The organism is Pseudomonas sp. PvP009 (assembly GCF_017832995.1).
GTDB classification, from domain to species: domain Bacteria; phylum Pseudomonadota; class Gammaproteobacteria; order Pseudomonadales; family Pseudomonadaceae; genus Aquipseudomonas; species Aquipseudomonas syringae.
The window spans coordinates 5411586-5435926 of sequence record NZ_JAFIBG010000001.1; the positions used below are offsets into that span (position 1 = coordinate 5411586).

Genomic DNA, 24341 nt, shown 5'->3' on the forward strand with positions numbered 1-24341 from the left:
AGCATTACAGGGGCCCACACCGTTTTCTGAGGCCCTTTACGCGATGATTAATGGCGCGTGTCAGATGGCGAATCGACACCGCCGCCAGCAAACAGCTGCGCGACGTCAGTGGCATCGAACAGATAGCGTTCGTTGCAGAACTGGCAATCGATCTCGATCGTGCCGTTGTGCTCGATAACCAATTGCTGCGCGTCCTCCAGCCCAAGGCTGGCCAGCGCATTGGCCGAGCGCTCACGCGAGCAACTGCAGCGAAAGCAGATGGGCTGTTCGTCGAACAGGCGAACCGGGTCTTCGTGATACAGGCGATGCAGGATGGTCTGGTTGTCCAGCCCTAGCATTTCCTCGGCCGTAAGGGTGTTGGCCAGGGTGATGACGTGCTCCCAGCTGGCGTCGCGTTCTTCCGGATCGGTGATCTGTGCGATGGGCAGCTGTTGCAGCAACAGACCACGGGCGCGATGGCCGTCGGCCTTGAGCCAGAAACGCGTGCCCAGCTGTTCGGACATCACGAAATAGTTGGAGAGGCTTTCCGACAGGTCGACGCCGTCGAGGGCAACGATACCCTGATAGCGCTTGCCCTTGTTCGGGTCGATGGTCAATGCCAGCGAGCCATCGGGCATCAGGTCCTGCAGACCTGCGCCTGCTGTGACCAGTGCCTCGTCATAACGGGCAATGCCACGCAGTTCACGCTCGCTGGAGCACTCGACCATCAGCAACGGCACTGCGCCGCTGGAGCGTGCCTGGAGGATCAACAGGCCGTCGAATTTGAGGGTGCCGACGAGCAGCGCGGCAGCCGCCATCAGTTCGCCAAGCAACTGCGCGACCGGCTCCGGGTAGGGATGCTTGGCGAGCACTTCGGCGTAGCTGCGCTCCAGGGCGACCAGTTCTCCGCGAACGTCGCTTTCGTCGAAGATGAAGCGCTGGGTGAAATCGATGTTCGGGAAATCATGCATAGGTAGGAAAGGTATCTGAAGTAATGACAATGGATGGCACGCGGCTGAGGAAGCACCTTCCGGCACTCGAAAGCGCCGTGGGCCATGCGGATTGACCGCATTTTAGGAGCTATGCGGTGCGCTTCCAAGCTGGATGGCACGTCGGACTGATAGCCGGAGCTGCCCGGTGCCGTGTTTCAGTCGTTGTTCTGGCTGGCGCGGAAGCCGAAAAGCTCCCGGCGTTGCTTCTTGGTCGGCTTTCCGTCGGTGGTCACACCCAGGTTGCCGGCCTTGCGCTGAGCCGCCGCATTCTCGCGCCTGGCGATGCTCTCGGGTGTCTCGTAATACAGCGTCTGTGCCTCCGGCGCGCCACGCCGTACGATGGACAGAGCTTCGACGACTACCGTGCGGTCGTCGAAACCCATGCGAATCTGAAACTCGTCACCGATACGAGGCTCTTTGCCGGGCTTGCAACGTTCGCCGCGACAGTGCACCTTTCCGCTTTCGATAGCCGCTTTGGCCAGCGCGCGAGTTTTGAAAAAGCGCGCGGCCCACAGCCATTTATCCAGGCGCACCTTATCGTCTTCTTCCATCTTTTGTGCCATTTGAATTCCTCATGCGTGTGGCAGTCTGAACGTTATCCGGCTAATCAGGAAACGTGACGGCCTGCAGTTGCTGATCTATAGCTGTCAAGAACATGAAGTAACCGATCCTTGCTTGTCAAAATCCGCTATTCATCATTTTATGGCCCTGACCTCACATGGAGTGCGATGTGACAGATTTTCCAACTTCGTTGACCTCCCCCAAAAAGGGGTGTGAGGGCTGCACCGGCAGTCCGGAACTGGGCTTTTCGTTTGATTATGCCTATCAACCCATCGTCAACCTGCATGACCAGTCGATCTTTGCCCATGAGGCGCTGGTCCGGGGCCCGAATGGTGAAGGCGCGATGTCGGTACTGAACCAGGTCACCGACCAGAACCGCTATCGCTTCGATCAGACCTGCCGGACCACAGCCATCGCCGGCGCTGCGAGACTGGGCATGACCGAACGTTTATCGATCAATTTTTTGCCAAATGCCGTGTATCGTCCCGAGCTGTGTATCCGCAGCACGCTGGAAGCGGCCAAGCTTCATGACTTTCCCATCGAGCGGTTGATTTTCGAAACCATTGAAAGCGAACATGTCTGCAACAACGGCCATTTGAGCAACATCCTGCGCGAATACCGAGAGTTCGGTTTCATGACCGCCATCGACGATTTCGGTGCCGGCTACTCCGGCCTGACGCTGCTGGCTGATTTCCAGCCCGATCTGATAAAGCTCGACATGCACCTGGTTCGCGACATTCATCGTGATCGCGCACGTCAGGCCATTGTTCGTGGCGTTGTCACAATGTGTACGGACTTGGGGATTAAACTCATCGCCGAAGGTATCGAACACATTGAAGAGCGGGATTTTCTGGCTGATTGCGGCATATCCCTGATGCAAGGCTATTTGTTCGCCAAACCTGCATTCAAAGCCCTGGCTCAGGTCGCACCCGAGGCCTGGCAGAAGTCTTGAACAGTACGGAATCGCATTGAAGACATTCGATCATCTGACAGTTATCGGCCTGCGCGAGTGGGTGGCGCTTCCCGATCTGGGGGTGGCAGGCCTGCGGGCAAAAATCGATACCGGTGCAAGCACGTCGAGTCTGCATGCCACGGAAATCGAGCCTTTTGAACGCAATGGCCAGAAATGGGTGCGCTTCAACGCGCATCTGGGCACTGTGGTTCAGTTGCGGCATCGTCGCTGCGAAGCGCAACTGGTTGCCATGAAAACCATTAAAAGCTCCAACGGTCAGGCGCAGGTGCGTTATGTCATTCGCACCACACTGGCCCTGGGTGATCGTATCTGGCCGGTGGAATTCACGCTGGCTTGCCGCAAGTCGATGCGTTATCGACTGCTGCTCGGTTCCAAAGCTCTGATCGATGGCCATCTGGTGGTCAATCCGGGCATAACTTACGTACAAGACAAGCCGGTGTTCCCGGCCTCTACTTCCTCAGGTGTTGCATGAAGATCGCTGTGCTTTCGCGTAATCCGCGTCTGTATTCCACCCGTCGTCTGGTCGAAGCTGGCATTGAGCGTGGCCATGAGATGGTGGTGATCGACACCCTGCGCGCCTATATGAACATCGCCAGCCATAAGCCGCAGATTCACTACCGCGGCAAACCTCTGGAGGGCTTCGATGCGGTGATCCCGCGCATCGGTGCTTCGGTGACTTTCTATGGCTGTGCGGTGTTGCGTCAGTTTGAAATGATGGGCGTGTTTCCGCTCAATGAATCGGTCGCCATTGCCCGTTCGCGGGACAAGCTGCGCTCGTTGCAACTCCTGTCACGCCGGGGGATCGGCTTGCCGGTTACCGGTTTCGCTCACTCGCCCGACGATATTCCCGACCTCATCCAGATGGTCAACGGCGCGCCGCTGGTCATCAAGGTGCTCGAAGGCACTCAGGGGATCGGCGTGGTGCTGTGCGAAACGGCCACGGCGGCCGAATCGGTGATCGAAGCCTTCATGGGCCTCAAGCAGGACATCATGGTTCAGGAATACATCAAGGAAGCGGGCGGCGCCGACATTCGCTGCTTCGTGGTCGGCGACAAGGTCATTGCCTCGATGAAGCGCCAGGCCAAGCCAGGCGAGTTCCGCTCCAACCTGCACCGCGGCGGCAGCGCCAGCCTGATCAAGATCACCCCTGAAGAGCGCATGACTGCGCTGCGTGCAGCCAAGGTCATGGGGCTGAGCGTGGCGGGTGTGGACATCCTGCGTTCCAACCACGGCCCTCTGGTGATGGAGGTCAACTCCTCGCCTGGCCTGGAAGGCATTGAAGTGACTACCAGCAAGGACGTGGCCGGGATGATCATCGAGTACCTCGAGAAAAACAGCGGCCCGCACATGACCCGCACCAAAGGTAAAGGCTAACTGCCCGCCCCCGTTTCGATTGCACACGCCGGCGCCATGTCTGCGGACGCCGGCCTGTGCATTCAGCTACCGTACATCAGGTAAACAGGCCTGCCAGCCGAGTCCTCGCCGCAGTATCCCGTCTTTAGTCCCGCATCCCTCTGTTCAGCTTAAGGCGACGTAATAGCCAGCTTCGCGCCGAATAGCCATTCTCCTGCGCGGCATAAATCAACACATTTCTCCCGTATTTGTATGCCGATCATGCATGAGGTAGTCGTTTACGGCATTAGACGTATACGTGCGCCATGGGAATAGTTGCGACTTTTTTCGCCTGCTACAGAGCTGGGATGCTCGTCTGCGGTGACCTTCTCGGGACATTTCCAAAGGGAGCTCCTGCCTCGAAACTGCTGTGAAGAAGCACGCTCGGCGCACGGGTTTTGGATTTGCCCAAGCCACTTTGAACAAGGGTAATAATATGAAGAAGGCAAAGCTGAGTCTGGCCTGGCAGATTCTGATTGGACTGGTACTGGGTATCGCTGTGGGGGCGTTACTCAATCATTTCAGTGCAGAAAAGGCCTGGTGGATCACTAACATCCTGCAGCCCGCAGGCGATATCTTCATTCGTCTGATCAAGATGATCGTTATCCCTATCGTTGTCGCCTCGCTGATCGTCGGTATCGCCGGCGTGGGTGATGCCAAGAAACTGGGGCGTATCGGTCTCAAGACCATTCTCTATTTCGAAGTCGTGACCACTATCGCGATTCTGGTGGGCCTGGTGCTGGCCAACGTGTTCCATCCGGGCACCGGCATCGACATGAGTACACTGGGCACTGTCGATATCTCCAAGTATCAGCAGACGACTGCTGAAGTTCAGCACGATCATGCGTTTATCGCGACCATTCTCAACCTGATCCCGTCCAACATCTTCGCTGCCATGGCGCGTGGCGAGATGCTGCCGATCATCTTCTTTTCAGTGTTGTTCGGTCTTGGGCTTTCCAGCCTGCAGGCCGAGGTCCGTGAACCGCTGGTGAAACTGTTTCAGGGCGTCTCGGAGACTATGTTCAAGGTCACTCACATGATCATGAACTACGCGCCGATCGGCGTGTTTGCGCTGATTGCCGTGACTGTCGCCAATTTCGGCTTCGCCTCCCTGTTGCCGCTCGCCAAGCTGGTGATTCTGGTGTACGTGGCCATCGCCTTCTTCGCCTTTGTGGTGCTGGGGCTGATCGCTCGTGCATTCGGCTTTTCGGTCATCAGGCTGATGCGCATCTTCAAGGACGAGCTGATTCTGTCCTACTCCACAGCCAGCTCCGAAACCGTGCTGCCGCGCGTGATCCAGAAGATGGAAGCCTATGGCGCGCCAAAGGCGATCTGCAGCTTCGTGGTGCCTACGGGCTACTCGTTCAACCTCGACGGCTCGACGCTCTATCAGAGCATCGCAGCGATCTTCATCGCTCAGCTGTACGGCATCGACCTGTCGATTGGCGCGCAATTGATGCTGGTACTGACCCTGATGGTCACCTCCAAAGGCATCGCGGGCGTACCGGGGGTTTCCTTCGTCGTGCTGCTGGCGACACTGGGCAGCGCCGGTATTCCTCTGGAAGGCCTGGCATTCATCGCCGGTGTCGACCGGATCATGGACATGGCGCGTACCGCTCTGAACGTGATCGGCAATGCGCTGGCAGTGCTGGTCATCTCGCGCTGGGAAGGCATGTACGACGATGCCAAGGGCGAGCGCTACTGGGAATCCCTGCCGCACTGGCGCAGCAAAGAGCCCGTGCCACTGCGCCAGCCTACCGCAGAGTAACGCCCATCGTTCCTCATGCGTGGGCGTGAGGAACGAGCTGCCTCAGCGGTCTGCCCGCTGCACGCGAACCATGAATGCCGGCCAGTCAGCCTCTCTGTCAGCGGCTACTTGCTGAACGTTCGGGCTCAAGGCCAATTGCTCCTGCAAGGCTCGGGCAGCGGGCATGTCCTCCAGCAGGTCCAGCCCGAACAGTCGCTCGCCGACCTGTTGCGCCAGATCGACGCTGTACAGAAAGTAGATATCGGCAACGGTGAAATGCTCGCCAGCGACGTAGGGTGCAAACAGGCCGCGCTGGGCCAGGGCGGCGAACCCTTTGATCAGATCGCGACGCGCCTTGGCCTTGAGGTCGGGCGGCGTGGGTCTGCCACCGAAGATCACCTCCGCATAACACATGCGCGCCGGCAGTTCGATGTACAGCTCGATTTCCTTGGCGATGGTCCATACCTGGGCGCGTGCGAAAGCGCTGGCGGGCAGCAGTGGCCGGTCCGGTGAGGTGTCCTCTATATAGCGCAGAATCACGTCGGTCTCACTGATGAAGCCTTCCGCCGTTCCGAGTACCGGCACCTTCCCGCGGGCGCTGACGGCCAGCACCTCGGGGCTCTGACAGCCAAACAGCGGCACCACCTGAAAGGGCAGTTGCTTCTCCAGCAGCGCCAGCTTGACCATGTTGAAGTAGTTGCTTGCGGCGAATCCATAAAGCGTCAGCATCGTCGGCCTCCTCAGCCTCCATCCTGGTAATTGACGGGCTGCACGCTACCGGGCTGACTCTATCTTTCAGTGACTTGGGTCATTTCCCGGCAGTTTTAGGAAGCGTCCTACACATGACCATTCGGGCGCGCAGGACTGCCCGATTGCAGGATTCCGGGTAGACTGCCCGCCTTACCTGAGGAGTGACCATGACCGACGACATCGATAATGACGAAGAAGACTTTGCTGCCTCGACCCTGATCGAAGCCATCGAGAACCAGATCGAAGCCGGTAATCCGCCCGCAGCCAGAGCGGTCTTCAACATGCTGACCCTGGTGAACTATGAGCGTGAAGATATTCTTGAAATGATGGCCCATGTGCTGGCCATCGAGATCGATGCCCTGCTGGAGCAGGACCGTCCCTTCGACACACAATGGTATGAAGCGGCGCTGCGCGCCCTGCCTGACCTGCCGCCGGAAAAGTAATCCTGCGGTCAGAGCGTGACAGCAAGATATATGCTGCAAACACTTCAGACGCTGACTACACTGCAAATGCCCCGCTGCCGCTTGATCCTCCGGGGCCACACGCCAAACCGGCTTTAACGGTCATCCAGAACCGACGAGCGCAGATCGGACACGTCGATTCCAGAGCACACCCGCCAGCCGGCGAGGTCGTATTACTACAAAAAGTCTGGAGTACCTATGTCGTATACCCCTGAGTTGGTTGCCGAACTGGAAATTCTTGCACTGTTCAATCTGGGAAACACCCAGGAAGGCCTCAAAGTCCACCATGTAGCGGCGCCCACGGCCGTTGCAGCCGCACAAAGACTCTTCGATAAAGGACTGACGACCCAGGTCGATGGCGGTTACCTGACCAGCCTCGGGCTCGAGGCCGCCCAGCATGCCCAGTCTTTGCTGACCATCCTCAACGTCTCCAGGCAAGCCGCCTGAATGTAGCAGGGCCTGCGCACAAAAAAGCGTGGCAGGCCCTTCACTTATCCGAGCGCCAGTCGATACAGGACGTTGGCGCCAGAATAACCATCCGACCGAATCCGCTTCTCTCGGCTGCAAACCTTCTCCGCCATCTTGCTCGGTAATTCCACGCCTGCACAGGCCAGATGCCTTGAGTTGCGATGACGCGTAATCCTGAAATTCGCCCCGACCTGGATGAGGGCATCGACCGCAAGGTTCTCAGCCAGCTGCGTAACCGCTTCCTGTCGCTCAATGACGGGCGGTACGCGCGTGCGCTGGAAGGTATGTCGACCCGCCAGCAGAGCGTTTTGACCCTGCTGCCGCTGTTCTTTCACGTCAACCATCCGCTGTTGCCCGGTTATGTTTCCGGCAGCACGCCTGCCGGCGTTTCGCATTACGAACCGGACACGCTGGCCCTGGCCGAGGCGCAGCGGCTGACGCGCTCCTTTTCCTACAAGGCCCGGCATGGCAACCCGCCCCAGCCGATTCATGGCCTGTTTCTGATGGGCAGCCTCGGCACGCTGGCTCAGGCTGAACAAAGCGACATGGATGTCTGGGTCTGCCACGACAGCGAGCTGGAACCGGAGGCCATCGCCGAACTGCGCAAGAAGTGCCAGGCACTTGAAGCCTGGGCTGCGACGATGGGCGCAGAGGCGCATTTCTTTCTGATCGACCCACAGCGTTTCAAGAGCGGCGAGCGCGATTCGCAGCTCAGCTCGGACGATTGCGGGACTACCCAGCATTATCTGTTGCTCGACGAGTTTTATCGCACCGCGATCTGGCTCGCCGGGCGCACCCCGATGTGGTGGCTGGTGCCGGTCTATGAAGAGCAGAATTACGATGATTACACCCACACCCTGCTGAGCAAGCGCTTCATTCGCGCCAGCGAGGTGCTCGACCTCGGCCCGATGTCGCACATTCCGCCGTCCGAGTTCATCGGTGCCGGATTGTGGCAGTTGTTCAAAGGCATCGAGTCGCCCTACAAGTCTGTGCTCAAGCTGCTGTTGATCGAGGTCTATTCCAGCGAGCATCCTCGCGTGCAGTGCCTGAGCCTGCGCTTCAAACAAGCGGTGTTCGCTAATCAGCTGGACCCGGATGAACTGGACCCTTACGTGGTCGTGTACCGGCGTATCGAGGAGCATCTGCAGGCGCGTAACGAGCCGGAGCGCCTGGAGCTGGTGCGGCGTAGCCTGTACCTGAAGGTCAACAAGAAGCTCACCGGATCGACCCGCCTGCGCAACGCCGGCTGGCAGCGCCAGCTGCTGGAGCGCCTGACCACGGAGTGGGGGTGGGACGAGCGACAATTGGCGTTGCTCGACAGTCGCAGTCAGTGGAAAGTCCGCCAGGTGGCCGGCGAGCGCCGCTCACTGGTCAACGAGCTGAATTACAGCTATCGCTTTCAGAGCCGATTCGCCAAAACGCAAAGCACTGCCGATGCCCTCAATGCCCGCGACCTGACCATTCTGGGTCGGCGCCTGTATGCGGCTTTTGAACGCAAGGCGGGCAAGGTCGAGTTCATCAACCCTGGCATCGCCCCTGACCTTGCCGAAGATACGCTGACGCTGGTGCACTCTCCCGACAAGCGCGAGCCCGGCAAGCACCAGTGGGCCTTGTATAACGGCAATCTGGGCATTCACGAGTTGCCGAACTTCTCACCACTCAAACGCAGCCGTGAATTGCTTGAGCTGTTGACCTGGTGCCACCGCAATACCGTGATCGACAGCACTACCCGCGTGGCATTGCACCCCGGCGCCAGTGACCTGAGCGAGTTCGAACTGTTCAATCTGATGGGCGCCTTGCAGCAGAGCATTCAACTGCCACTGCCCGAGGTCAGCGATGAGGCGTTGCTGATGCCCAGCACGCCCAGTGAGATACTGTTGTTGATCAATGTCGGCGTCGATCCGCTCAGACATCACCGCGACCTCAATATTCTGATGACCACCGAGCGCACCGACTCGCTCAGTTATGCGGGTGTCCGGGAAAATCTGGTGCTGACGCTGGACCAGATCACCCTCAATACCTGGAACGAAACACTGGTCAGCCGCTACGACGGCCCGCACGCCCTGCTCGACTGCATGAGCGAACTGCTCGGCAGCCTGCCGCAGAGCGGTAAACAGCCGCAGATTCACGTGCGCTGCTTCTGCCATAACCGCGCGCCCGCCATTGCTCAGCGTGTTGAAGAACTGATCGGCACGGCACGTTTGTTACTTGAAAGGCGGCTCAATCACCGTTACCTGATTCAGGTGCAGCAGCAGTATCACGTGTTGGAGATGAAGCCGGGGCAGATCGGTCATGTGGTGATCAACAGCCTGCCCGGCCTGTTCAAGTATCTGGGTGAACAGCTGTCGTCGTACAGCCCGCTACACCTGGACCCGCAGGCACTCGATGACCACGATCTGGCCCTGATCCTGCCGCTTGGTCAGCCGGAATGCATTCAGGTGTTCTACCGGGTCAACGAGCCGGATGCTGACCTGTACGTGCTCGACGAGCACAATTCGCTCTGGCACCAGCGTCTGCCTTATCACGATGAGCAAAGCCTGCTGGTGCCGCTGCAGCGCTTTCTTCACGCGCTGGTTTATCGCCGGGGCGCTTCATTGCCGCTGGATGATCCGTCCGCGCCGGTTACGCTGGAAGCCCTCTACTATCAGATGCTGCCCTCCGGCGCAGGGCCTGCCAGACGTGTCGAACATCGACCGGCACCGACTGCCGCGGACAAGGCGTTTTACGATGTGCAGGCAATCATAGAGGAAACCTCGCCAGGGCAACTGAACGCCACCCTGTACTGCGACAACAGCGAGTTTTCCGAGCTGGAATACGGCGATCGACTGTACGCCGCCGTCGCGCAAAAAATCCTCGGCAAACGCCTGGAGCTTCAGCGCTACCGCTGTTACATCACCGACCTGGACCTCTCCGGGCTGCTGGACGGCAAGCACGGACAAAGCATCCTCTTCCTGCGCCACAAGGCCGAACTGGAGAAGCTGCTGAACGAGGCGATGGATCAGGCCTGACGTTCAGCATTGGCACGATAGGTGTTCTGAGGGACGCCTGTCGTTCCTCACGCTCCGTGGGAATGCAGTTCTGGACGCTCTGCGTCCGCTCTTGAATGCGCAGGCGTTCGGCGGATGTAGCGTCTTCTATTACTCGTACTCGCCCGCCGCTTCCGGCTGATATTCCACCGCCAGCAAGGTCAGTTTCAGGGTCTTGGCGCCCGGTGCAGGCCAGTCGATGTGTTGGCCGATTTGCAGACCCAGCAGCGCCGAGCCCATTGGCGCCAGGACCGAGACGGTGCCGTCTGCGCCCGCATCCTGTGGATAAACCAGCTTGAGGTGGTAGTCCTTGCCGCTGACTTCTTCGCGGCAATGCACGCGCGAATTCATGGTCACAACGCCCGCAGGCACTTCATCGTGGCCAACCACCTGGTCGGCGCGGTCCAGTTCGGCCTGCAATGCCTGGATGCCAGGTGTGTCTTCATTCTGGTCGGCGATAAACTTTTCAAGACGCTGTACGTCGAGCCGAGTGAGGATGATCGAAGGTGCTGTGGTCATGGTCTGGGCAGACTCCTTTATTCTCCATGAATAAAACAAAACCCCACCAGTTGGCGGGGTTTGACGAGCCTCTTGTCTGCAGAGGCAAGGCCTGACACTAACACAGCGCAGTAAATACACAACCCGACGCGGTTTTAGCCTGCGGCCTGGTCAACCTCGGCGCGGGCTCGACGCTGATCGGCTTCATGGCGAATCTGACGGCGGCGGTCGTCATCGGCAGAGCGCCACTCGCGGATGTCTTCGACATGACGGAAGCACCCCAGGCAAACCTTCTGCTCATCGAGCCGACACAGGCTGATACACGGCGAGGCTACTGCCGGGCTGACATTGCTGAAAAGCGGCTTGGGCGGTCGAACGGGTGACTGGCTCACGATCAGATCTCGGAGAAGTCCAGTTCGACACCGGCCTGCTCGACAGTAAAGCGCTCCAGCATCTCGCTCAGCAGCTCGTCACTGGAATCGCAGGCCCAGCACTGATTCTCTTCGTCGTAGTCGAAGTGAAAACCACCCGATCTGGCCGCCAGCCAGAGCTGACGCAGGGGCTCCTGACGACTGAAGATAAGCTGCGTGCCGCCTTCAAACTTGACCGTCAGTACACCGGCCGAGTTTTCCAGGTCCACATCCAGACCACTCTCGTCGAATACGTCTTCGATATTCTGCTGCGTCGCATCGACGAGGTCGTGAAAACGGGCTTCGGTCAAACTCATTGCGGGAACCTCGGTAAGTGTCTGCAAATAGCGCAGAGGGGCAAGATACGGACGCAGCCAGGCAAATGCAAAGCTTACTCATCATTGACGATGCACGAGCACTTTAATCCCGATCAACCATAGCTCTGCTGCGGCTTTCGCGCCAAAGGCCCGCCAGACGGGACGCTGCTCGCATAGGCAAGGTGCCGGGTGGTCGGTATACTCGGGCGCAATTAATGCTTTTACAAAGGATTTCGCCATGAAGCGCCTGATCTCTTCGCTTGCTGCGCTTGTCGCGGTCGCTTGTCTTGTCACAGCTTGTGGCCAGAAAGGCCCGCTGTATCTGCCGGATGACACCAAAACCCCGGACGAACAAGCCAAATCGCAATCGCACAAGCACCTTTAAGGGACTCCAATGGACGCCTTCAACTACCGCGACGGTGAGCTGTTCGCGGAAGGGGTAGCATTGTCTGCCATTGCCGAGCGCTTCGGCACGCCGACCTATGTCTACTCGCGCGCTCACATCGAAGCGCAATACCGTGCCTACGCCGACGCGCTGAGCGGCATGCCGCACATGGTCTGCTTCGCCGTGAAAGCCAACTCCAACCTGGGCGTGCTCAATGTCCTGGCGCGCCTTGGCGCCGGTTTCGACATCGTCTCGCGTGGCGAACTGGAGCGTGTGCTGGCGGCGGGCGGCAAGGCCGAAAAGATTGTGTTTTCCGGTGTCGGCAAGACCCGCGAAGACATGCGTCGCGCCCTTGAAGTCGGCGTGCACTGCTTCAACGTTGAATCCACCGACGAGCTCGAGCGCCTGCAGGAAGTGGCTGCCGAACTCAACGTTCGTGCGCCGATATCGCTGCGGGTCAATCCGGACGTGGATGCAGGCACTCACCCCTACATCTCCACGGGCCTCAAGGAAAACAAGTTCGGCATCGCCATTGCCGCAGCGGAAGACGTGTACATTCGCGCCTCGCAACTGCCGAACCTGGAAGTGATCGGGGTCGACTGCCATATCGGCTCGCAGCTGACCACGCTCGAACCGTTCATCGATGCGCTGGATCGCCTGCTGGATCTGGTCGATCGTCTGGGCGATTGCGGCATTCATCTGCACCACATCGATCTGGGTGGCGGCCTTGGCGTGCGTTATCGCGATGAAGAGCCTCCGCTGGCGGCGGATTACATCAAGGCCGTGCGTGAGCGTCTGGCTGGTCGCGACCTGGGGCTGTTGTTCGAGCCGGGACGCTTCATCGTTGCCAACGCAGGGGCGCTGCTGACCCGCGTCGAATACCTCAAGCACACCGAGCACAAGGACTTTGCCATCGTCGATGCGGCGATGAACGACCTGATCCGGCCTGCCCTGTATCAGGCCTGGATGGATGTCACGGCGGTGCGTCCGCGTGACAGCGAACCGCGTGCGTACGATATCGTCGGGCCGATCTGCGAGACCGGCGATTTCCTCGCCAAGGGTCGCGAGCTGGCACTGGCCGAGGGCGATCTGCTGGCCGTTCATTCAGCCGGCGCCTATGGCTTCGTCATGAGCTCGAACTACAACACCCGTGGCCGTGCCGCTGAGGTACTGGTCGACGGTTCCCAGGCTTTTGAAGTGCGTCGTCGCGAAACCGTGGCCGAGCTGTTCGCTGGCGAAAGCCTGCTGCCGGAGTAATCCCCATGCTGCTGCGTTTTACCAAGATGCACGGGCTGGGTAACGACTTCATGGTCCTGGACCTTGTGAGTCAGCACGCGCATATCTTGCCCAAGCACGCCAAACAATGGGGCGACCGCCACACCGGTATCGGTTTCGATCAGCTTTTGCTGGTCGAGGCGCCGAACAACCCGGATGTGGACTTTCGCTATCGAATCTTCAATTCCGACGGCTCCGAAGTCGAGCAGTGCGGCAACGGTGCACGCTGCTTTGCCCGTTTCGTGCTCGACAAGCGCCTGACGGCCAAGAAGCAGATCCGCGTCGAGACCAAGAGCGGCATCATCGAACTGGATATCCGCAGCGACGGGCAGATCAGCGTCGATATGGGGCCGCCAAGATTTGTCCCCGAAGAGATACCCTTCGAAGCAGCGCAACAGGCCATCAGTTACACCGTTGACGTCGACGGGCAGAATGTCGAAATGGCGGCCGTGTCCATGGGCAATCCCCACGCGGTGCTGCGGGTCGATGACATCAATAACGCACCGGTGCATCAGCTGGGGCCGAAGATCGAGCATCACCCGCGCTTTCCGGCCCGTGTCAACGTCGGCTTTCTTCACGTTGTGGACCGTCAGCGTGCGCAGTTGCGTGTCTGGGAGCGCGGTGCCGGGGAAACCCAGGCGTGCGGTACCGGTGCCTGTGCGGCGGCTGTCGCGGCCATCAGTCAGGGCTGGATGGATTCGCCGTTGCTGATCGACCTGCCCGGAGGGCGCCTGTCCATCGAATGGGCTGGGCCGGGACATTCTGTCATGATGACCGGCCCTGCAGTCAGGGTCTATGAAGGCCAAGTCCGTCTTTGAGTGAGTAAGTACCATGACCGATCAACCTCCCGCTTCAACAGGCACACCCTGCGAATCGCCTGTCGATAGCGCAGCGCCAGACCTTGAAGCAGAGGCGGTCATCGCCTTCCTGCTCGAGCACCCTGACTTCTTCGCCGAGCACGACGAGCTGCTGGTGTCGATGCGCATCCCGCACCAGCGTGGCGACACCGTTTCGCTGGTCGAGCGTCAGCTCAAGCTGCTGCGCGAGCGCAATATCGAAATGCGCCATCGCCTGTCGCAATTGATGGACGTCGCACGGGACAACGACCGTCTGTTCGAAAAGACCCGCCGCCTGAACCTCGCATTGATGGATGCGACCAGTCTGGAAGAGTTGGTCATCGCCGTCGAAGACAGCCTGCGTCAGGACTTCCAGGTGCCCTTTGTCAGCCTCATCCTGTTCAGCGACAGCCCGATGCCCGTGGGTCGCTGGGTCAGCAGCGCCGAAGCACAGAAAGCCATCGGCGGCCTGATTGGCGAGAAAATCATCTGTGGCGCTCTGCGTGAGCATGAACTGGCGTTTCTGTTTGGTGCAGAACAGGGCAAGGAAGTCGGTTCGACCGCCATCGCCAGCCTCAATCATCTGGGACTGCATGGCGTGCTGGCCATCGGCAGCCGTGATCCGCAGCATTACAAAAGCTCGGTCGGCACCTTATTCCTCAGTTATATCGCCGATGTGCTGAGTCGCCTGCTGCCGCGCTTCGCCCACTCATTACGCTCGGTTCGCTAGCCATGGATCAGCATCTGGACGCCTACTGCATGCACCTGCGCAGTGAGCGCCAGGTGTCGCCTCACACGCTCGAAGCCTACCGACGCGACCTGGGCAAGGTTCTGGCGTATTGCCAAAAGGCACAGTTGTCGAGCTGGAGTGATCTGGATATCCAGCACCTGCGCAGCTTCACTGCCCGCCAGCACCAGCAGGGCCAGTCTTCACGCAGCCTGGCGCGGATGCTGTCGGCGGTGCGCGGCTTCTACAAGTACCTCAATCGCGAAGGCATTTGCCAGCACGACCCGGCAAACGGCCTGTCACCGCCCAAGGGTGAGCGGCGTCTGCCCAAGACCCTGGACACCGACCGCACCACGCAATTGCTGGACGGCGGCGTTGAAGATGATTTTCTGGCGCACCGCGACCAAGCCATTCTGGAACTGCTGTACTCGTCGGGGTTGCGCCTGTCCGAACTGACCGGCCTGAACCTGGACCAACTGGACCTGCGCGACGGGCTGGTGCAGGTGCTGGGTAAGGGCAGCAAGACCCGCGTACTGCCTGTGGGCAGCAAGGCGCGTCAGGCACTCGAAGTCTGGCTGCCATTACGCGCCCTGACCCATCCGCAGGACGACGCGGTATTTGTCAGCCAGCAAGGCAAGCGCCTTGGCCCGCGTGCGATTCAGGTGCGACTCAAGGCAGCCGGTGAGCGAGAGCTGGGGCAGAATCTGCACCCGCACATGCTGCGGCACTCGTTCGCCAGCCATCTGCTCGAATCGTCACAGGACTTGCGCGCCGTGCAGGAGCTGCTCGGTCATGCGGACATCAAGACCACGCAGATATACACACACCTGGACTTCCAGCATTTGGCTACTGTTTATGACAGCGCCCATCCTCGAGCCAAACGTAAAGGAGCTGCAGATGATTAAGCTGGTGACGTTTGATCTTGACGACACGCTCTGGGACACCGCCCCCGCCATTGCCGGTGCCGAAGTCACGCTGCGTGACTGGCTGGGCGAAAACGCGCCCAGGCTGGGGGCGGTTCCTGTCGAGCACCTGTGGGAAATCCGCTCGCGTCTGGTGGCCGAAGACCCGTCCTTCAAGCACCGCATCAGCGCCTTGCGCCGCCGCGTACTGTTTCATGCACTCGAAGATGCCGGCTACGACCCGGAAGAGGCGCAGGACCTGGCCGACCGGGGCTTTGAAGTGTTTCTGCAGGGCCGTCATCAGGTGCAGATTTTCCCTGAGGTGCAACCGATGCTGGAGATTCTCGCCAAAACCTTCACGCTGGGCGTGATTACCAATGGCAATGCCGATGTGCGTCGTCTGGGGCTGGCGGACTACTTTGCCTTCGCGCTGTGCGCCGAGGACCTGGGCATCGGCAAGCCTGACCCGGCACCGTTCGTGGAGGCGCTGCGCCGGGCAAAGGTCGATGCCGGTTCGGCGGTGCATGTCGGTGACCACCCCAGGGACGACATTGCAGGTGCCCAGCAGGCTGGCATGCGCGCCATCTGGTACAACCCGCAAGGCAAGGCCTGGGATGCGGATCGACTTCCGGATGCCGAGATCCATAACCTGTCGCAACTGCCCGAGGTGCTGGCGCGCTGGGCCTGAAAGCACACTGACAAGCGCGCATAGAAAAGCCCGCAGCGACGGCGGGCTTTCCTCATACAGTCACGCAGCCTCAGATAGGGCGGCTACCGTATTTGTTGTCAGGCTTCTTGGGCGGATCGGCGACCACGTTGGCCTCCACTTCCTGCACCTTGCCACCACGCGCCAGGAATTCTTCCATGGCACGTGCCAGAGCATCACGCTCCTTGTTCTTGGCTTCCACGCTAGGCAGCTCATCGACCGAGACTGCAGCCTTGGCTTTGCCTTTTGCGGCAGGTGCCGGAACGTCATCGTCTGCTTCGACCGGGTCGTCTCCGGAAGCAGCTGCAAGCTCCTCACCGTCCTCTTCGCCTTCCAGGTCGTCTTCCAGATCGTCCTTAATATCGTCGTCGTCGCTCATGTTCTACCTCATGACTTGCGAAAGCTGATTAGTTATAGCCCAACCGCCCAAAATTGCTAAGGCAACCGGAAAAATTCAACAACCGCTGATTTCAGCGGTTATGTCCACTCACCCTGAAGGGTGGCAAGGACGTTACGAGACCCACCAGCGTCTCGGTGTTCGCCCAGGTAAATACCTTGCCAGGTGCCCAGCGCCAGTCGCCCTGCCGTAACCGGCAATAGCAACTGGCAGCCCAGCAGACTGGCCTTGAAATGCGCTGGCAAGTCATCAGGGCCTTCGTCGTCATGTTCGTAGCCGTCCACGCCCTGGGGCACCAGACGGTTGAAAAAACGCTCAAAGTCGCGACGTACCGCCGGATCGGCATTTTCGTTGACGGTCAACGAAGCCGAGGTATGTTGCAGCCATACATGCAGAAGCCCGACACGACAACCGCGCAACGGGGGCAACCCCGCGACTATCTCGTCAGTCACCAGATGGAACCCGCGGGGCCTGGCCCGCAAGGCAATCCTGGATTGATGCCACATACCGTTCTCCGCACCTTCGGCGCGCATTCTAACTCGACTGAGAAAAAAGCAAAGCGCGCAATAAACCGGCTTCCCTGCAAGTTGACGAAGACTGCCGCAACCTCGTTACCTGCGCTGCGTCACGGTGCCGAAATCATTGACACGGGCAAGATCAATGACAGCAAAAAGCGGCGGTATATCCACAAACGTCAGACAAAAAAATGCCCGGAGACCGGGCATTCTTTTTTGCGTAGGCCAAAGCTTACAAGTTGTAGCCACGCTCGTTGTGTTGAGCGAGGTCCAGACCGACAGACTCTTCCTCGTCGGTGACGCGCAGACCCATGACCGCATCCAGCACCTTGAGGATGATGAAGGTCACGATTGCGGTGTAGACAACGGTGAACGCGACGCCCTTGAACTGAATCCAGACCTGAGCACCGATGTCAGTCACGGTGCCGAAGCCGCCCAGTGCAGGAGCTGCGAACACACCGGTCAGGATCGCGCCGACGATACCGCCGATGCCGTGAACGCCGAACGCATCCAGGGAGTCGTCATAGCCCAGCTTGCGCTTGAGGCTGGTCGCGCAGAAGAAGCAGATCACGCCTGCTGCCAGACCGATGATCAGCGCGCCCATCGGGCCGACGGTACCGGCCGCAGGGGTAACGGCAACCAGGCCGGCAACCACGCCCGAAGCAATACCCAGAGCACTTGGCTTACCGTGAGTCAGCCACTCGGCGAACATCCAGCCCAGTGCGGCGGCCGCGGTAGCGATTTGAGTGACCAGCATGGCCATACCGGCAGTACCGTTGGCCGCAGCTGCGGAGCCTGCGTTGAAGCCGAACCAGCCGACCCAGAGCATCGCGGCGCCGATCAGGGTGTAACCCAGGTTGTGCGGCGCCATCGGCGTGGTCGGGAAACCTTTGCGCTTGCCCAGTACCAGGCACGCTACCAGACCGGCTACACCGGCGTTGATGTGTACGACGGTACCGCCAGCGAAGTCCAGAACGCCCCAGTCCCACAGCAAGCCACCGACGCCGCCCCAGACCATGTGGGCGATTGGCGCGTAGACCAGAGTGAACCAGATACCCATGAACACCAGCATCGCGGAGAACTTCATGCGTTCTGCGAAAGCGCCGACGATCAGGGCAGGGGTGATGATCGCGAAGGTCATCTGGAAGGTGACGAACACCGCCTCAGGGAACAACGCAGCAGGACCGGTAATGCTTGCCGGCGTGATGCCTGCCAGGAACGCTTTACCCATACCGCCAAAGAAGGAATTGAAGTTGACGACGCCCGCTTCCATGCCGGTTGTGTCAAACGCAATGCTGTAGCCGTAGACGACCCACAGGATGCTGATCAGACCGGTGATGGCGAAACACTGCATCATCACCGACAGAATGTTCTTGGAGCGAACCATACCGCCGTAGAACAGCGCGAGACCGGGGATGGTCATGAACAGGACCAGAGCGGTCGAGGTCAGCATCCATGCAGTGTCGCCAGAGTTCAGCACCGGCTCGGCCACTGGATCAGCCGCCAGGGCAAGACCAGGTAATGCGAGGGACAACAGGGCACCGAGCCCTGCGAATTGACGCAGAGTCATATTGTTTTCTCCTGGGGCGTTGGGTTTGGCGGCTTAAATAGCGTCTGTATCGGTCTCGCCGGTACGGATGCGAATGGCCTGTTCCAGATTGACCACGAAAATCTTGCCGTCACCGATCTTGCCAGTGTTGGCGGCCTTGGTTATGGCTTCGATGACACGATCCAGATCCTTGTCATCGATGGCGACATCGATCTTCACTTTGGGAAGGAAGTCGACGACGTATTCAGCACCGCGATAAAGCTCAGTGTGACCCTTCTGACGCCCGAAGCCTTTGACTTCAGTGACGGTGATGCCCTGCACGCCGATTTCAGATAACGACTCGCGAACGTCATCCAGTTTGAACGGCTTGATGATGGCAGTGACTAGCTTCATGAAAACTTTCTCCCGAATTTGGTGGACTTGCCCCAGGAAAACAAACCCGACTCAAGTCTAAGCGCAGTGTCTGGCTTTGTAACGTGCTGGCCGCCTGATCAGGCCAGACCAACTCCAGAAAACCGCTTCTGACGAAACACTTCCCCGCTCCGCCTGCCGCACTGCATTCGTCACAGCGACTGCATCAGTGCATGGGTCATAAGCCACTAAGCAGAAAGCTTGCCATCTCGCGAATATTCATTGAATACAGGCCCTTGGGCCGGTTTTGCATAACCTTGCAGGGTCCATCATGGAGCTAATGCACAGCAATGGTGCTCATGTGCCCGTCACTACGCTCCATAAGCGTGCATTGCGCACCTGGGATTGACTATAGACACTGCGTGTTACACTGCCGGCCTCTGATTCAGGAAAATCACCATGCTCGCGCCCAAAGCCTTTCTTGACGCTCTCAGCGGCCACGCCTCTCGCCTGTTCAATGGCGAAACGCCTGTACCGCGCAGCGAATTCGAAACCCAGTTCAAGGCCCTGCTGCAAAGCGGCTTCAGCAAACTGGATCTGGTCAGCCGTGAAGAGTTCGACAGCCAGATGGCCGTCCTCGCCCGCACCCGCGCTCGTCTGGAAGCGCTGGAGGCCAAGATGGCCGAGCTGGAAGAGAAGGCTGGCGGGGCCGCAGGGACTGAAAAAGCCGAATAAGGGTTTCCTTGTTTTACTCAGTGCGCTGCAGCGCTGAACGTTGTCATGCACAACGGGGCAGGCACCTGACCTGCTCGCGAATCTGAGCGCCTTTTCCATTTCTGTCTTGCGTAGGTCGTGAGTGAGTTGCAGGTTCAGCCAGAACTCAGCGCTCGTCTCAAGGCATGCAGCAAGACGCAGCGCCACATCAGCGCTCACGCCTCTGCGTTGGAGCACAATGTCGTTCACCGTAGGCGTCAACACGTTTAGGGCCCTGGCCAGAGCTGCAGCGGTCAGCCCCATTGGCTCAAGATATTCCTCTTTCAGAACCTCGCCCGGGTGGACAGGGCGCATGCCGTTTTTGGTCATTGGGGGTACCTCAGTGATAATCGACAATTTCCACATTCTCGGGGCCGTTGGTGCCCCAGAAGAGTCTTGAGCGTTTATACGAAAGGTATATTGGTGAGAACGACGACCCGCAATGCGGCCCTTTGCCAAGTCATGTGGGACTTTTCCTTCGTTTGGATAATTAGTGATGTGATGGCCAGAAATGGCTCACGGCTTTATCGGCTGCGCGATTCGTAAGCGCCTTCAGGCTGCAGGCGGTGCCAGCTCGATAGTCCGGCAATAGTCCATGAACAGGCGCGTCGCGCGGGTTGGCTGGTTGTTGCGCAGGTAGGCCATGACCAGGGTGGAGGCGGGCATGTCGTCTTCGATATCGAGCTGTGCCAGCAGCTCGCCGTCGTAGGTCATATTGGTTCTGGGGCGCGTGACCAGTACCGAAAACCCCAGGCCCTGGCCGACCATGCAGCGCACCATTTCGATCGATGGTGAGCTGTACGCGACCACCGGCGCATAACCCTTTTCCGTGAAGATATCGATGAAATAGGTCCTGCTGGGCACGGCGTCGAGCAGGATCATCGGCTCGCGGCTCAGCTCCAGCAAGGTCACGGTTTTTTTCCTGGCCAGAGGGTGGGCTGCCGGCAGCAGCGCATAGGGCTTGTGCGGTGCATTCAATTCCTCCTTGTTGATCGTGGTTCCCAGTTCCAGGTCGTACAGAAACGCCAGATCGAAGCGCCCACGGTGCAGCCCGTGCATCAGTTCATGTTGCTCGCCGTCGTAGAGCTGAATGGTGACGTCCGGGTATAAACGCTTGAAACCGGCCACCAGCCTGGGCATGTAAAGTGGCGCGGCCGACTCAAAGCAGCCAATGGCGATAGTGCCGGAGACGTGTTTGTTTTCAGCCCGGGAGTTTTGTTCCAGCTCTTCGGAAAGTCGCAGCAGCTCTTTGGCTTTCTCATACACTTTTCCGCCACCGGAAGTTAGCGAAACACCTTGCGCATGATGACGCACAAACAGCGGCTGATTGAAGGCTTCTTCGAGGTTCTTGATAGCAACGGAAATAGACGGCTGTGAAATATGCAACTGCCGAGAGGCCTCGGCAATGCTGTCCATTTCGACGGCTGTCACGAAATACTTGAGCTGTTTCAAGGTGAAGTGAGCCACGTGATACCTCGTGATGAGCAGACCCTGGACGGCTGCACTTGAATAGCTTTTACCTATGCTTAGCGAGGAGCGTGCCAGGCGCTCGCGTCTTGCGGGATTAGTCGAGCGCGCCGCTGGCTATGGTCATTCAGCAGCACCCTTAAATAATAGACGCTTGCCAGACAAGCCCGCAAATGCGGGCGGCGCACCTATTACGAGCGATTATCGCGGTGTCTTTATTCAATCGCCCTAAAAGTGTGCAGTCCACTCGGTGTGACACTAAAGCATCGCTAAGCCTTTTTAACGCGCTGCTGCCCTGAAGATGAATACAGGCCTATCTGCTTAGGATTTTCCTATGCTGCGGGCCAAAACTTACTATTTGGCTGCCGGACCTGGCATCAATCATGATGGCTTCAGAAGGGCAAACGGACAGCGTCCCGTTTCAACTTCAACAGGACGTCGCCCATCACTATTCAATTTGCCGAGCGAGCCGACAATGACGTTTGATTGGAAATACATGTTTGGCCTTTTCAGCGATACGGAGTTCTGGATGGCCACCTGGACGGTCATTCAACTCAGTGTACTGACCTGGGTCATCAGTATTGTGCTGGGTTTTGTTCTTGCGCTGGCCAAACAATCATCTTTGCCGCTGATCAACTTGCCGGCCAAAGCCTATATATGGTTATTTCGCAGTTTGCCGTTACTGGTACTGCTGATCTTTGTCTACAACTTGCCACAGGCAGTGCCCGCTACCTCGGCGGTGCTGGCCAATCCGTTCTGGGCCGGCCTGATTGCCATGGTGATGTGCGAAACGGCCTACGTCGCGGAAATTCATCGCGGCGGCCTGCTGTCCATCGCCAAGGGCCAGACCGAAGCTGCCCGGGCACTGGGCCTGCGCTTCGTGGGTACGCAATGGCGGATCGTGATACCGCAGGCGTTGCGTGTGGCGCTGCCGTCGCTGACCAACGAATACATCTCCATCGTCAAACTCAGTTCACTGGTTTCAGTGATCTCGCTGACCGAGATCCTGATGGTCGGTCAGCGCCTGTATTCGCAGAACTTTCTGGTGATGGAAACCATGGCGGCCGTGGCGTTCTATTACGTGCTGGTCGTGACCGTATTCGATTTCCTGCTCAAGCGCCTGGAGCGTCATCTGGACGTGACGCAACGCAAGGTCACCCGCACCCCTGACGCCGAAATGCTTGAGCTGGCCAGCCGCAAATCGGCAGGTGTCGCTCGTCCTGTTATCGACTTCGAAGGGCCGGCACTGCAAGCGACCCGACTGCACAAGGCGTACAACGACATCGAAGTGCTCGGTGCAGTGAGCCTGCAGATCAACTCCGGCGAGGTGGTGTCGGTGATCGGCCCATCAGGCTCGGGCAAAACCACGCTGATCCGGCTGCTCAACGGCCTTGAGCAGATCGACAACGGCGACATCAAGATCAACGGCCAGCCATTCATTCACCTGGTTCGCCAGGGCGCGCAAAAGCCGCGTTATGTGGAGAACGCCGCCTACCGGCTGAACATCGGCATGGTGTTTCAGAGCTTCAACCTGTTTCCGCACCTGACGGTATTGAACAACCTCCTGCTGGCCCCGCGTTATCACCGCCTGGCGCCGGTACCCGAACTCAAGCAGCAGGCCTACGAGTTGCTGAACAAGGTCGGGATGCTGGAGCACGCCTGGAAATACCCGCATCAGTTGTCGGGTGGCCAGCAGCAACGCGTCGCCATCGCCCGCGCCCTGATGATGCGCCCGCAAATCATGCTGTTCGACGAGCCCACCTCGGCGCTCGACCCGGAGAAGGTTAACGAGGTGTTGCAGGTCATTGAAACCCTGGCCCAGGAAGGCATCACGATGGTCATCGTGACCCATGAAATGAACTTCGCTTTCAAGGTCTCTGACCGCATCGTCTTTATGGAGAAGGGACGCGTGATCTGCGATGACAAACCCCAGGCGCTACGCGACGGCCAGCACCCCCGCGTTGAAGCCTTTCTTAAAGACGTCTCACTGGCCTGAGGCCTTGTTGAAGAGGAGAAGAACATGATCGAGCAATGGCAGATTGACCAGTTTCACGAGCAGGGTTTTCTGGTAGTGGAGGGCGTGCTGGCAGCCGATGAAGTGGCAGCGCTGCAACAGGACTTCGACCAGTGGGTCGACGACAGCCGCAGTCAGAGTCAGGCCTGGGGGCAGACTCAGGACGGGCGTCCGCGCTTCGACATCGAAAGCGATCATCGGCCGGATCATCCGTCGCTGCGCCGCGTGGCTTCGCCCACGGAGATCTCGCCGGCTTACCAGCACGCAGCATTCCAGTCACGCATGGCAGCCATCGCGGCGCAGCTGATCGGCGGCAACGGCACCCGTTTTCATCACAGCAAGATCAACTCCAAGCTGCCGCACACCGCGACTCAGGTGAAGTGGCATCAGGACTTTCTCTTCACACCGCACAGCAACGATGACCTGGTTACCGCGTTGCTGATGATCAGCGATGTGACCCCCGAAAACGGCCCGCTGAACGTGGCGCCGGGCAGCCATAAGCAGGCGCTTTGGTCGCATTGGCAGAACGAGCGTTTCACCGGTGCCGTGGAAGATGCGGTGGTTGAACAGCATTGTCAGCAACCGGTCGCCTGCTATGGGCCGTCGGGCTCGGTGTGCTTCATGCACACACGCCTGCTGCACGCTTCAAGCCCTAATGAAACCGAGTTTCCACGCACGCTGTTCATCAGCGTCTATGCCGCCGAAGACGCGTTGCCGTTCGGTGAGAACCCTTTGCCCAGCGAGCATGCCGGGCTGATGGTCGCAGGCCAGGAGAGCGGTCTGGTACGCAGCACCGAGAACCACATACGCCTGCCGCAGAAACCCAAGGGCGCTTCATTTTTCGTGCAGCAAGCCGGAAAAGACGCCGCCGTTGCCTGATCTCCATGACT

The 24341-nt window shown here is 59.1% G+C and carries 27 protein-coding genes and 1 pseudogene; 16 read left to right on the plus strand and 12 right to left on the minus strand.

The genetic code is table 11. The features are described 5' to 3' along the window. Positions 1-47 precede the first annotated feature (47 nt). The gene (gene hslO, locus JOE29_RS23235; RefSeq protein WP_003318104.1) at positions 48-950 is read right to left on the minus strand and encodes an Hsp33 family molecular chaperone HslO; all 903 of its coding nucleotides are present in this window, start codon (positions 948-950) and stop codon (positions 48-50) included. A gap of 176 nt (positions 951-1126) precedes the next feature. Then, positions 1127-1534 (minus strand): S4 domain-containing protein, encoded by a 408-nt coding sequence (locus tag JOE29_RS23240; protein WP_210079905.1) that lies wholly within the window; start codon positions 1532-1534, stop codon positions 1127-1129. A gap of 167 nt (positions 1535-1701) precedes the next feature. On the opposite strand from JOE29_RS23240, the gene JOE29_RS23245 reads away from it, so the two are divergent. From JOE29_RS23245 to gltP, 4 genes are all read left to right on the plus strand, one after another. After that, a complete protein-coding gene (locus JOE29_RS23245; RefSeq protein ID WP_003318102.1) occupies positions 1702-2484 on the plus strand; it encodes an EAL domain-containing protein in 783 nt (260 codons plus the stop codon). Positions 2485-2533: 49 nt separating this feature from the next. Next, positions 2534-2977, plus strand: coding sequence for an ATP-dependent zinc protease (locus JOE29_RS23250; RefSeq protein ID WP_170855945.1), 444 nt, complete (start codon positions 2534-2536; stop codon positions 2975-2977). Continuing rightward, on the plus strand, positions 2974-3879 hold the full coding sequence (gene rimK / locus JOE29_RS23255) for a 30S ribosomal protein S6--L-glutamate ligase (RefSeq protein ID WP_003318100.1): 906 nt from the start codon (positions 2974-2976) through the stop codon (positions 3877-3879). The genes JOE29_RS23250 and rimK overlap by 4 nt, the downstream gene beginning before the upstream one ends. 454 nt (positions 3880-4333) lie before the next feature. Then, entirely contained in the window at positions 4334-5665 is a 1332-nt protein-coding gene (gene gltP / locus JOE29_RS23260) for a glutamate/aspartate:proton symporter GltP (protein ID WP_003344498.1), read from the plus strand. 42 nt (positions 5666-5707) lie between these two features. Here gltP and JOE29_RS23265 read toward each other — a convergent pair whose 3' ends face one another. Beyond that, positions 5708-6373, minus strand: a complete 666-nt coding sequence (locus tag JOE29_RS23265; RefSeq protein WP_003304367.1) for a glutathione S-transferase — start codon at positions 6371-6373, stop codon at positions 5708-5710. 188 nt (positions 6374-6561) lie between these two features. Between JOE29_RS23265 and JOE29_RS23270 the strand changes: the two genes are divergently transcribed. The 3 genes from JOE29_RS23270 (at position 6562) to JOE29_RS23280 (ending at position 10331) form a co-directional block, all read left to right on the plus strand. After that, positions 6562-6837, plus strand: coding sequence for a hypothetical protein (locus JOE29_RS23270; protein ID WP_003344493.1), 276 nt, complete (start codon positions 6562-6564; stop codon positions 6835-6837). Between the two features lie 216 nt (positions 6838-7053). Further along, positions 7054-7302: a TIGR02647 family protein gene (locus JOE29_RS23275; protein WP_003344490.1), complete on the plus strand. Its 249-nt coding sequence runs from the start codon at positions 7054-7056 to the stop codon at positions 7300-7302. A gap of 182 nt (positions 7303-7484) precedes the next feature. Continuing rightward, on the plus strand, positions 7485-10331 hold the full coding sequence (locus JOE29_RS23280) for a class I adenylate cyclase (RefSeq protein ID WP_210079906.1): 2847 nt from the start codon (positions 7485-7487) through the stop codon (positions 10329-10331). A 129-nt stretch (positions 10332-10460) separates the two neighbouring features. On the opposite strand, the gene rnk is transcribed toward JOE29_RS23280, so the two are convergent. The 3 genes from rnk to cyaY all read right to left on the minus strand — a co-directional run bounded on the left by rnk (position 10461) and on the right by cyaY (position 11574). Next, the gene (rnk, locus tag JOE29_RS23285) at positions 10461-10868 is read right to left on the minus strand and encodes a nucleoside diphosphate kinase regulator (RefSeq protein ID WP_210079907.1); all 408 of its coding nucleotides are present in this window, start codon (positions 10866-10868) and stop codon (positions 10461-10463) included. Between the two features lie 134 nt (positions 10869-11002). Further along, positions 11003-11239 (minus strand): DUF1289 domain-containing protein, encoded by a 237-nt coding sequence (locus JOE29_RS23290; RefSeq protein ID WP_003318094.1) that lies wholly within the window; start codon positions 11237-11239, stop codon positions 11003-11005. A gap of 2 nt (positions 11240-11241) precedes the next feature. Further along, the gene (cyaY, locus tag JOE29_RS23295) at positions 11242-11574 is read right to left on the minus strand and encodes an iron donor protein CyaY (protein ID WP_003408323.1); all 333 of its coding nucleotides are present in this window, start codon (positions 11572-11574) and stop codon (positions 11242-11244) included. 238 nt (positions 11575-11812) lie between these two features. Here cyaY and JOE29_RS23300 point away from each other — a divergent pair, with 238 nt between their 5' ends. Genes JOE29_RS23300 through JOE29_RS23325 form a run of 6 tightly spaced genes read left to right on the plus strand, consistent with a single transcriptional unit; the run spans position 11813 to position 16387 of the window. After that, positions 11813-11959: a lipoprotein gene (locus JOE29_RS23300; RefSeq protein ID WP_002555817.1), complete on the plus strand. Its 147-nt coding sequence runs from the start codon at positions 11813-11815 to the stop codon at positions 11957-11959. 9 nt (positions 11960-11968) lie between these two features. Further along, on the plus strand, positions 11969-13216 hold the full coding sequence (lysA, locus tag JOE29_RS23305; RefSeq protein ID WP_003425829.1) for a diaminopimelate decarboxylase: 1248 nt from the start codon (positions 11969-11971) through the stop codon (positions 13214-13216). A gap of 5 nt (positions 13217-13221) precedes the next feature. Continuing rightward, positions 13222-14052 carry a diaminopimelate epimerase gene (gene dapF / locus JOE29_RS23310; RefSeq protein WP_044312678.1) on the plus strand — a complete coding sequence of 277 codons (831 nt, stop codon included), beginning with the start codon at positions 13222-13224 and terminating at the stop codon, positions 14050-14052. A gap of 13 nt (positions 14053-14065) precedes the next feature. Next, positions 14066-14800, plus strand: a complete 735-nt coding sequence (locus tag JOE29_RS23315) for a DUF484 family protein (RefSeq protein ID WP_004403712.1) — start codon at positions 14066-14068, stop codon at positions 14798-14800. A 2-nt stretch (positions 14801-14802) separates the two neighbouring features. After that, positions 14803-15702, plus strand: a complete 900-nt coding sequence (gene xerC, locus JOE29_RS23320; RefSeq protein WP_210079908.1) for a tyrosine recombinase XerC — start codon at positions 14803-14805, stop codon at positions 15700-15702. Continuing rightward, positions 15695-16387, plus strand: coding sequence for an HAD family hydrolase (locus JOE29_RS23325; RefSeq protein WP_004403714.1), 693 nt, complete (start codon positions 15695-15697; stop codon positions 16385-16387). Before xerC ends, JOE29_RS23325 begins: the two co-directional genes overlap by 8 nt. 70 nt (positions 16388-16457) lie before the next feature. On the opposite strand, the gene sutA is transcribed toward JOE29_RS23325, so the two are convergent. From sutA to glnK, 4 genes are all read right to left on the minus strand, one after another. Beyond that, on the minus strand, positions 16458-16784 hold the full coding sequence (gene sutA / locus JOE29_RS23330; protein ID WP_003425837.1) for a transcriptional regulator SutA: 327 nt from the start codon (positions 16782-16784) through the stop codon (positions 16458-16460). A gap of 98 nt (positions 16785-16882) precedes the next feature. After that, positions 16883-17308, minus strand: coding sequence for a secondary thiamine-phosphate synthase enzyme YjbQ (locus tag JOE29_RS23335; RefSeq protein WP_003318084.1), 426 nt, complete (start codon positions 17306-17308; stop codon positions 16883-16885). Positions 17309-17549: 241 nt separating this feature from the next. Beyond that, positions 17550-18887 carry an ammonium transporter gene (locus JOE29_RS23340; protein ID WP_003344468.1) on the minus strand — a complete coding sequence of 446 codons (1338 nt, stop codon included), beginning with the start codon at positions 18885-18887 and terminating at the stop codon, positions 17550-17552. A gap of 33 nt (positions 18888-18920) precedes the next feature. Continuing rightward, the gene (gene glnK / locus JOE29_RS23345; RefSeq protein ID WP_002555808.1) at positions 18921-19259 is read right to left on the minus strand and encodes a P-II family nitrogen regulator; all 339 of its coding nucleotides are present in this window, start codon (positions 19257-19259) and stop codon (positions 18921-18923) included. A 417-nt stretch (positions 19260-19676) separates the two neighbouring features. On the opposite strand from glnK, the gene JOE29_RS23350 reads away from it, so the two are divergent. Then, positions 19677-19952, plus strand: coding sequence for an accessory factor UbiK family protein (locus JOE29_RS23350; RefSeq protein WP_003437363.1), 276 nt, complete (start codon positions 19677-19679; stop codon positions 19950-19952). Positions 19953-19995: 43 nt separating this feature from the next. On the opposite strand, the pseudogene JOE29_RS23355 reads toward JOE29_RS23350, so the two are convergent. After that, positions 19996-20300, minus strand: a pseudogene (locus tag JOE29_RS23355) (HigA family addiction module antitoxin). 222 nt (positions 20301-20522) lie between these two features. After that, on the minus strand, positions 20523-21437 hold the full coding sequence (locus tag JOE29_RS23360) for a LysR family transcriptional regulator (protein WP_003408332.1): 915 nt from the start codon (positions 21435-21437) through the stop codon (positions 20523-20525). A 475-nt stretch (positions 21438-21912) separates the two neighbouring features. Between JOE29_RS23360 and JOE29_RS23365 the strand changes: the two genes are divergently transcribed. Both JOE29_RS23365 and JOE29_RS23370 read left to right on the plus strand, forming a co-directional pair. Further along, positions 21913-23433, plus strand: a complete 1521-nt coding sequence (locus JOE29_RS23365) for an amino acid ABC transporter permease/ATP-binding protein (RefSeq protein WP_032697555.1) — start codon at positions 21913-21915, stop codon at positions 23431-23433. Between the two features lie 24 nt (positions 23434-23457). After that, positions 23458-24330: a phytanoyl-CoA dioxygenase family protein gene (locus JOE29_RS23370; RefSeq protein WP_003434995.1), complete on the plus strand. Its 873-nt coding sequence runs from the start codon at positions 23458-23460 to the stop codon at positions 24328-24330. Positions 24331-24341: the final 11 nt, after the last annotated feature.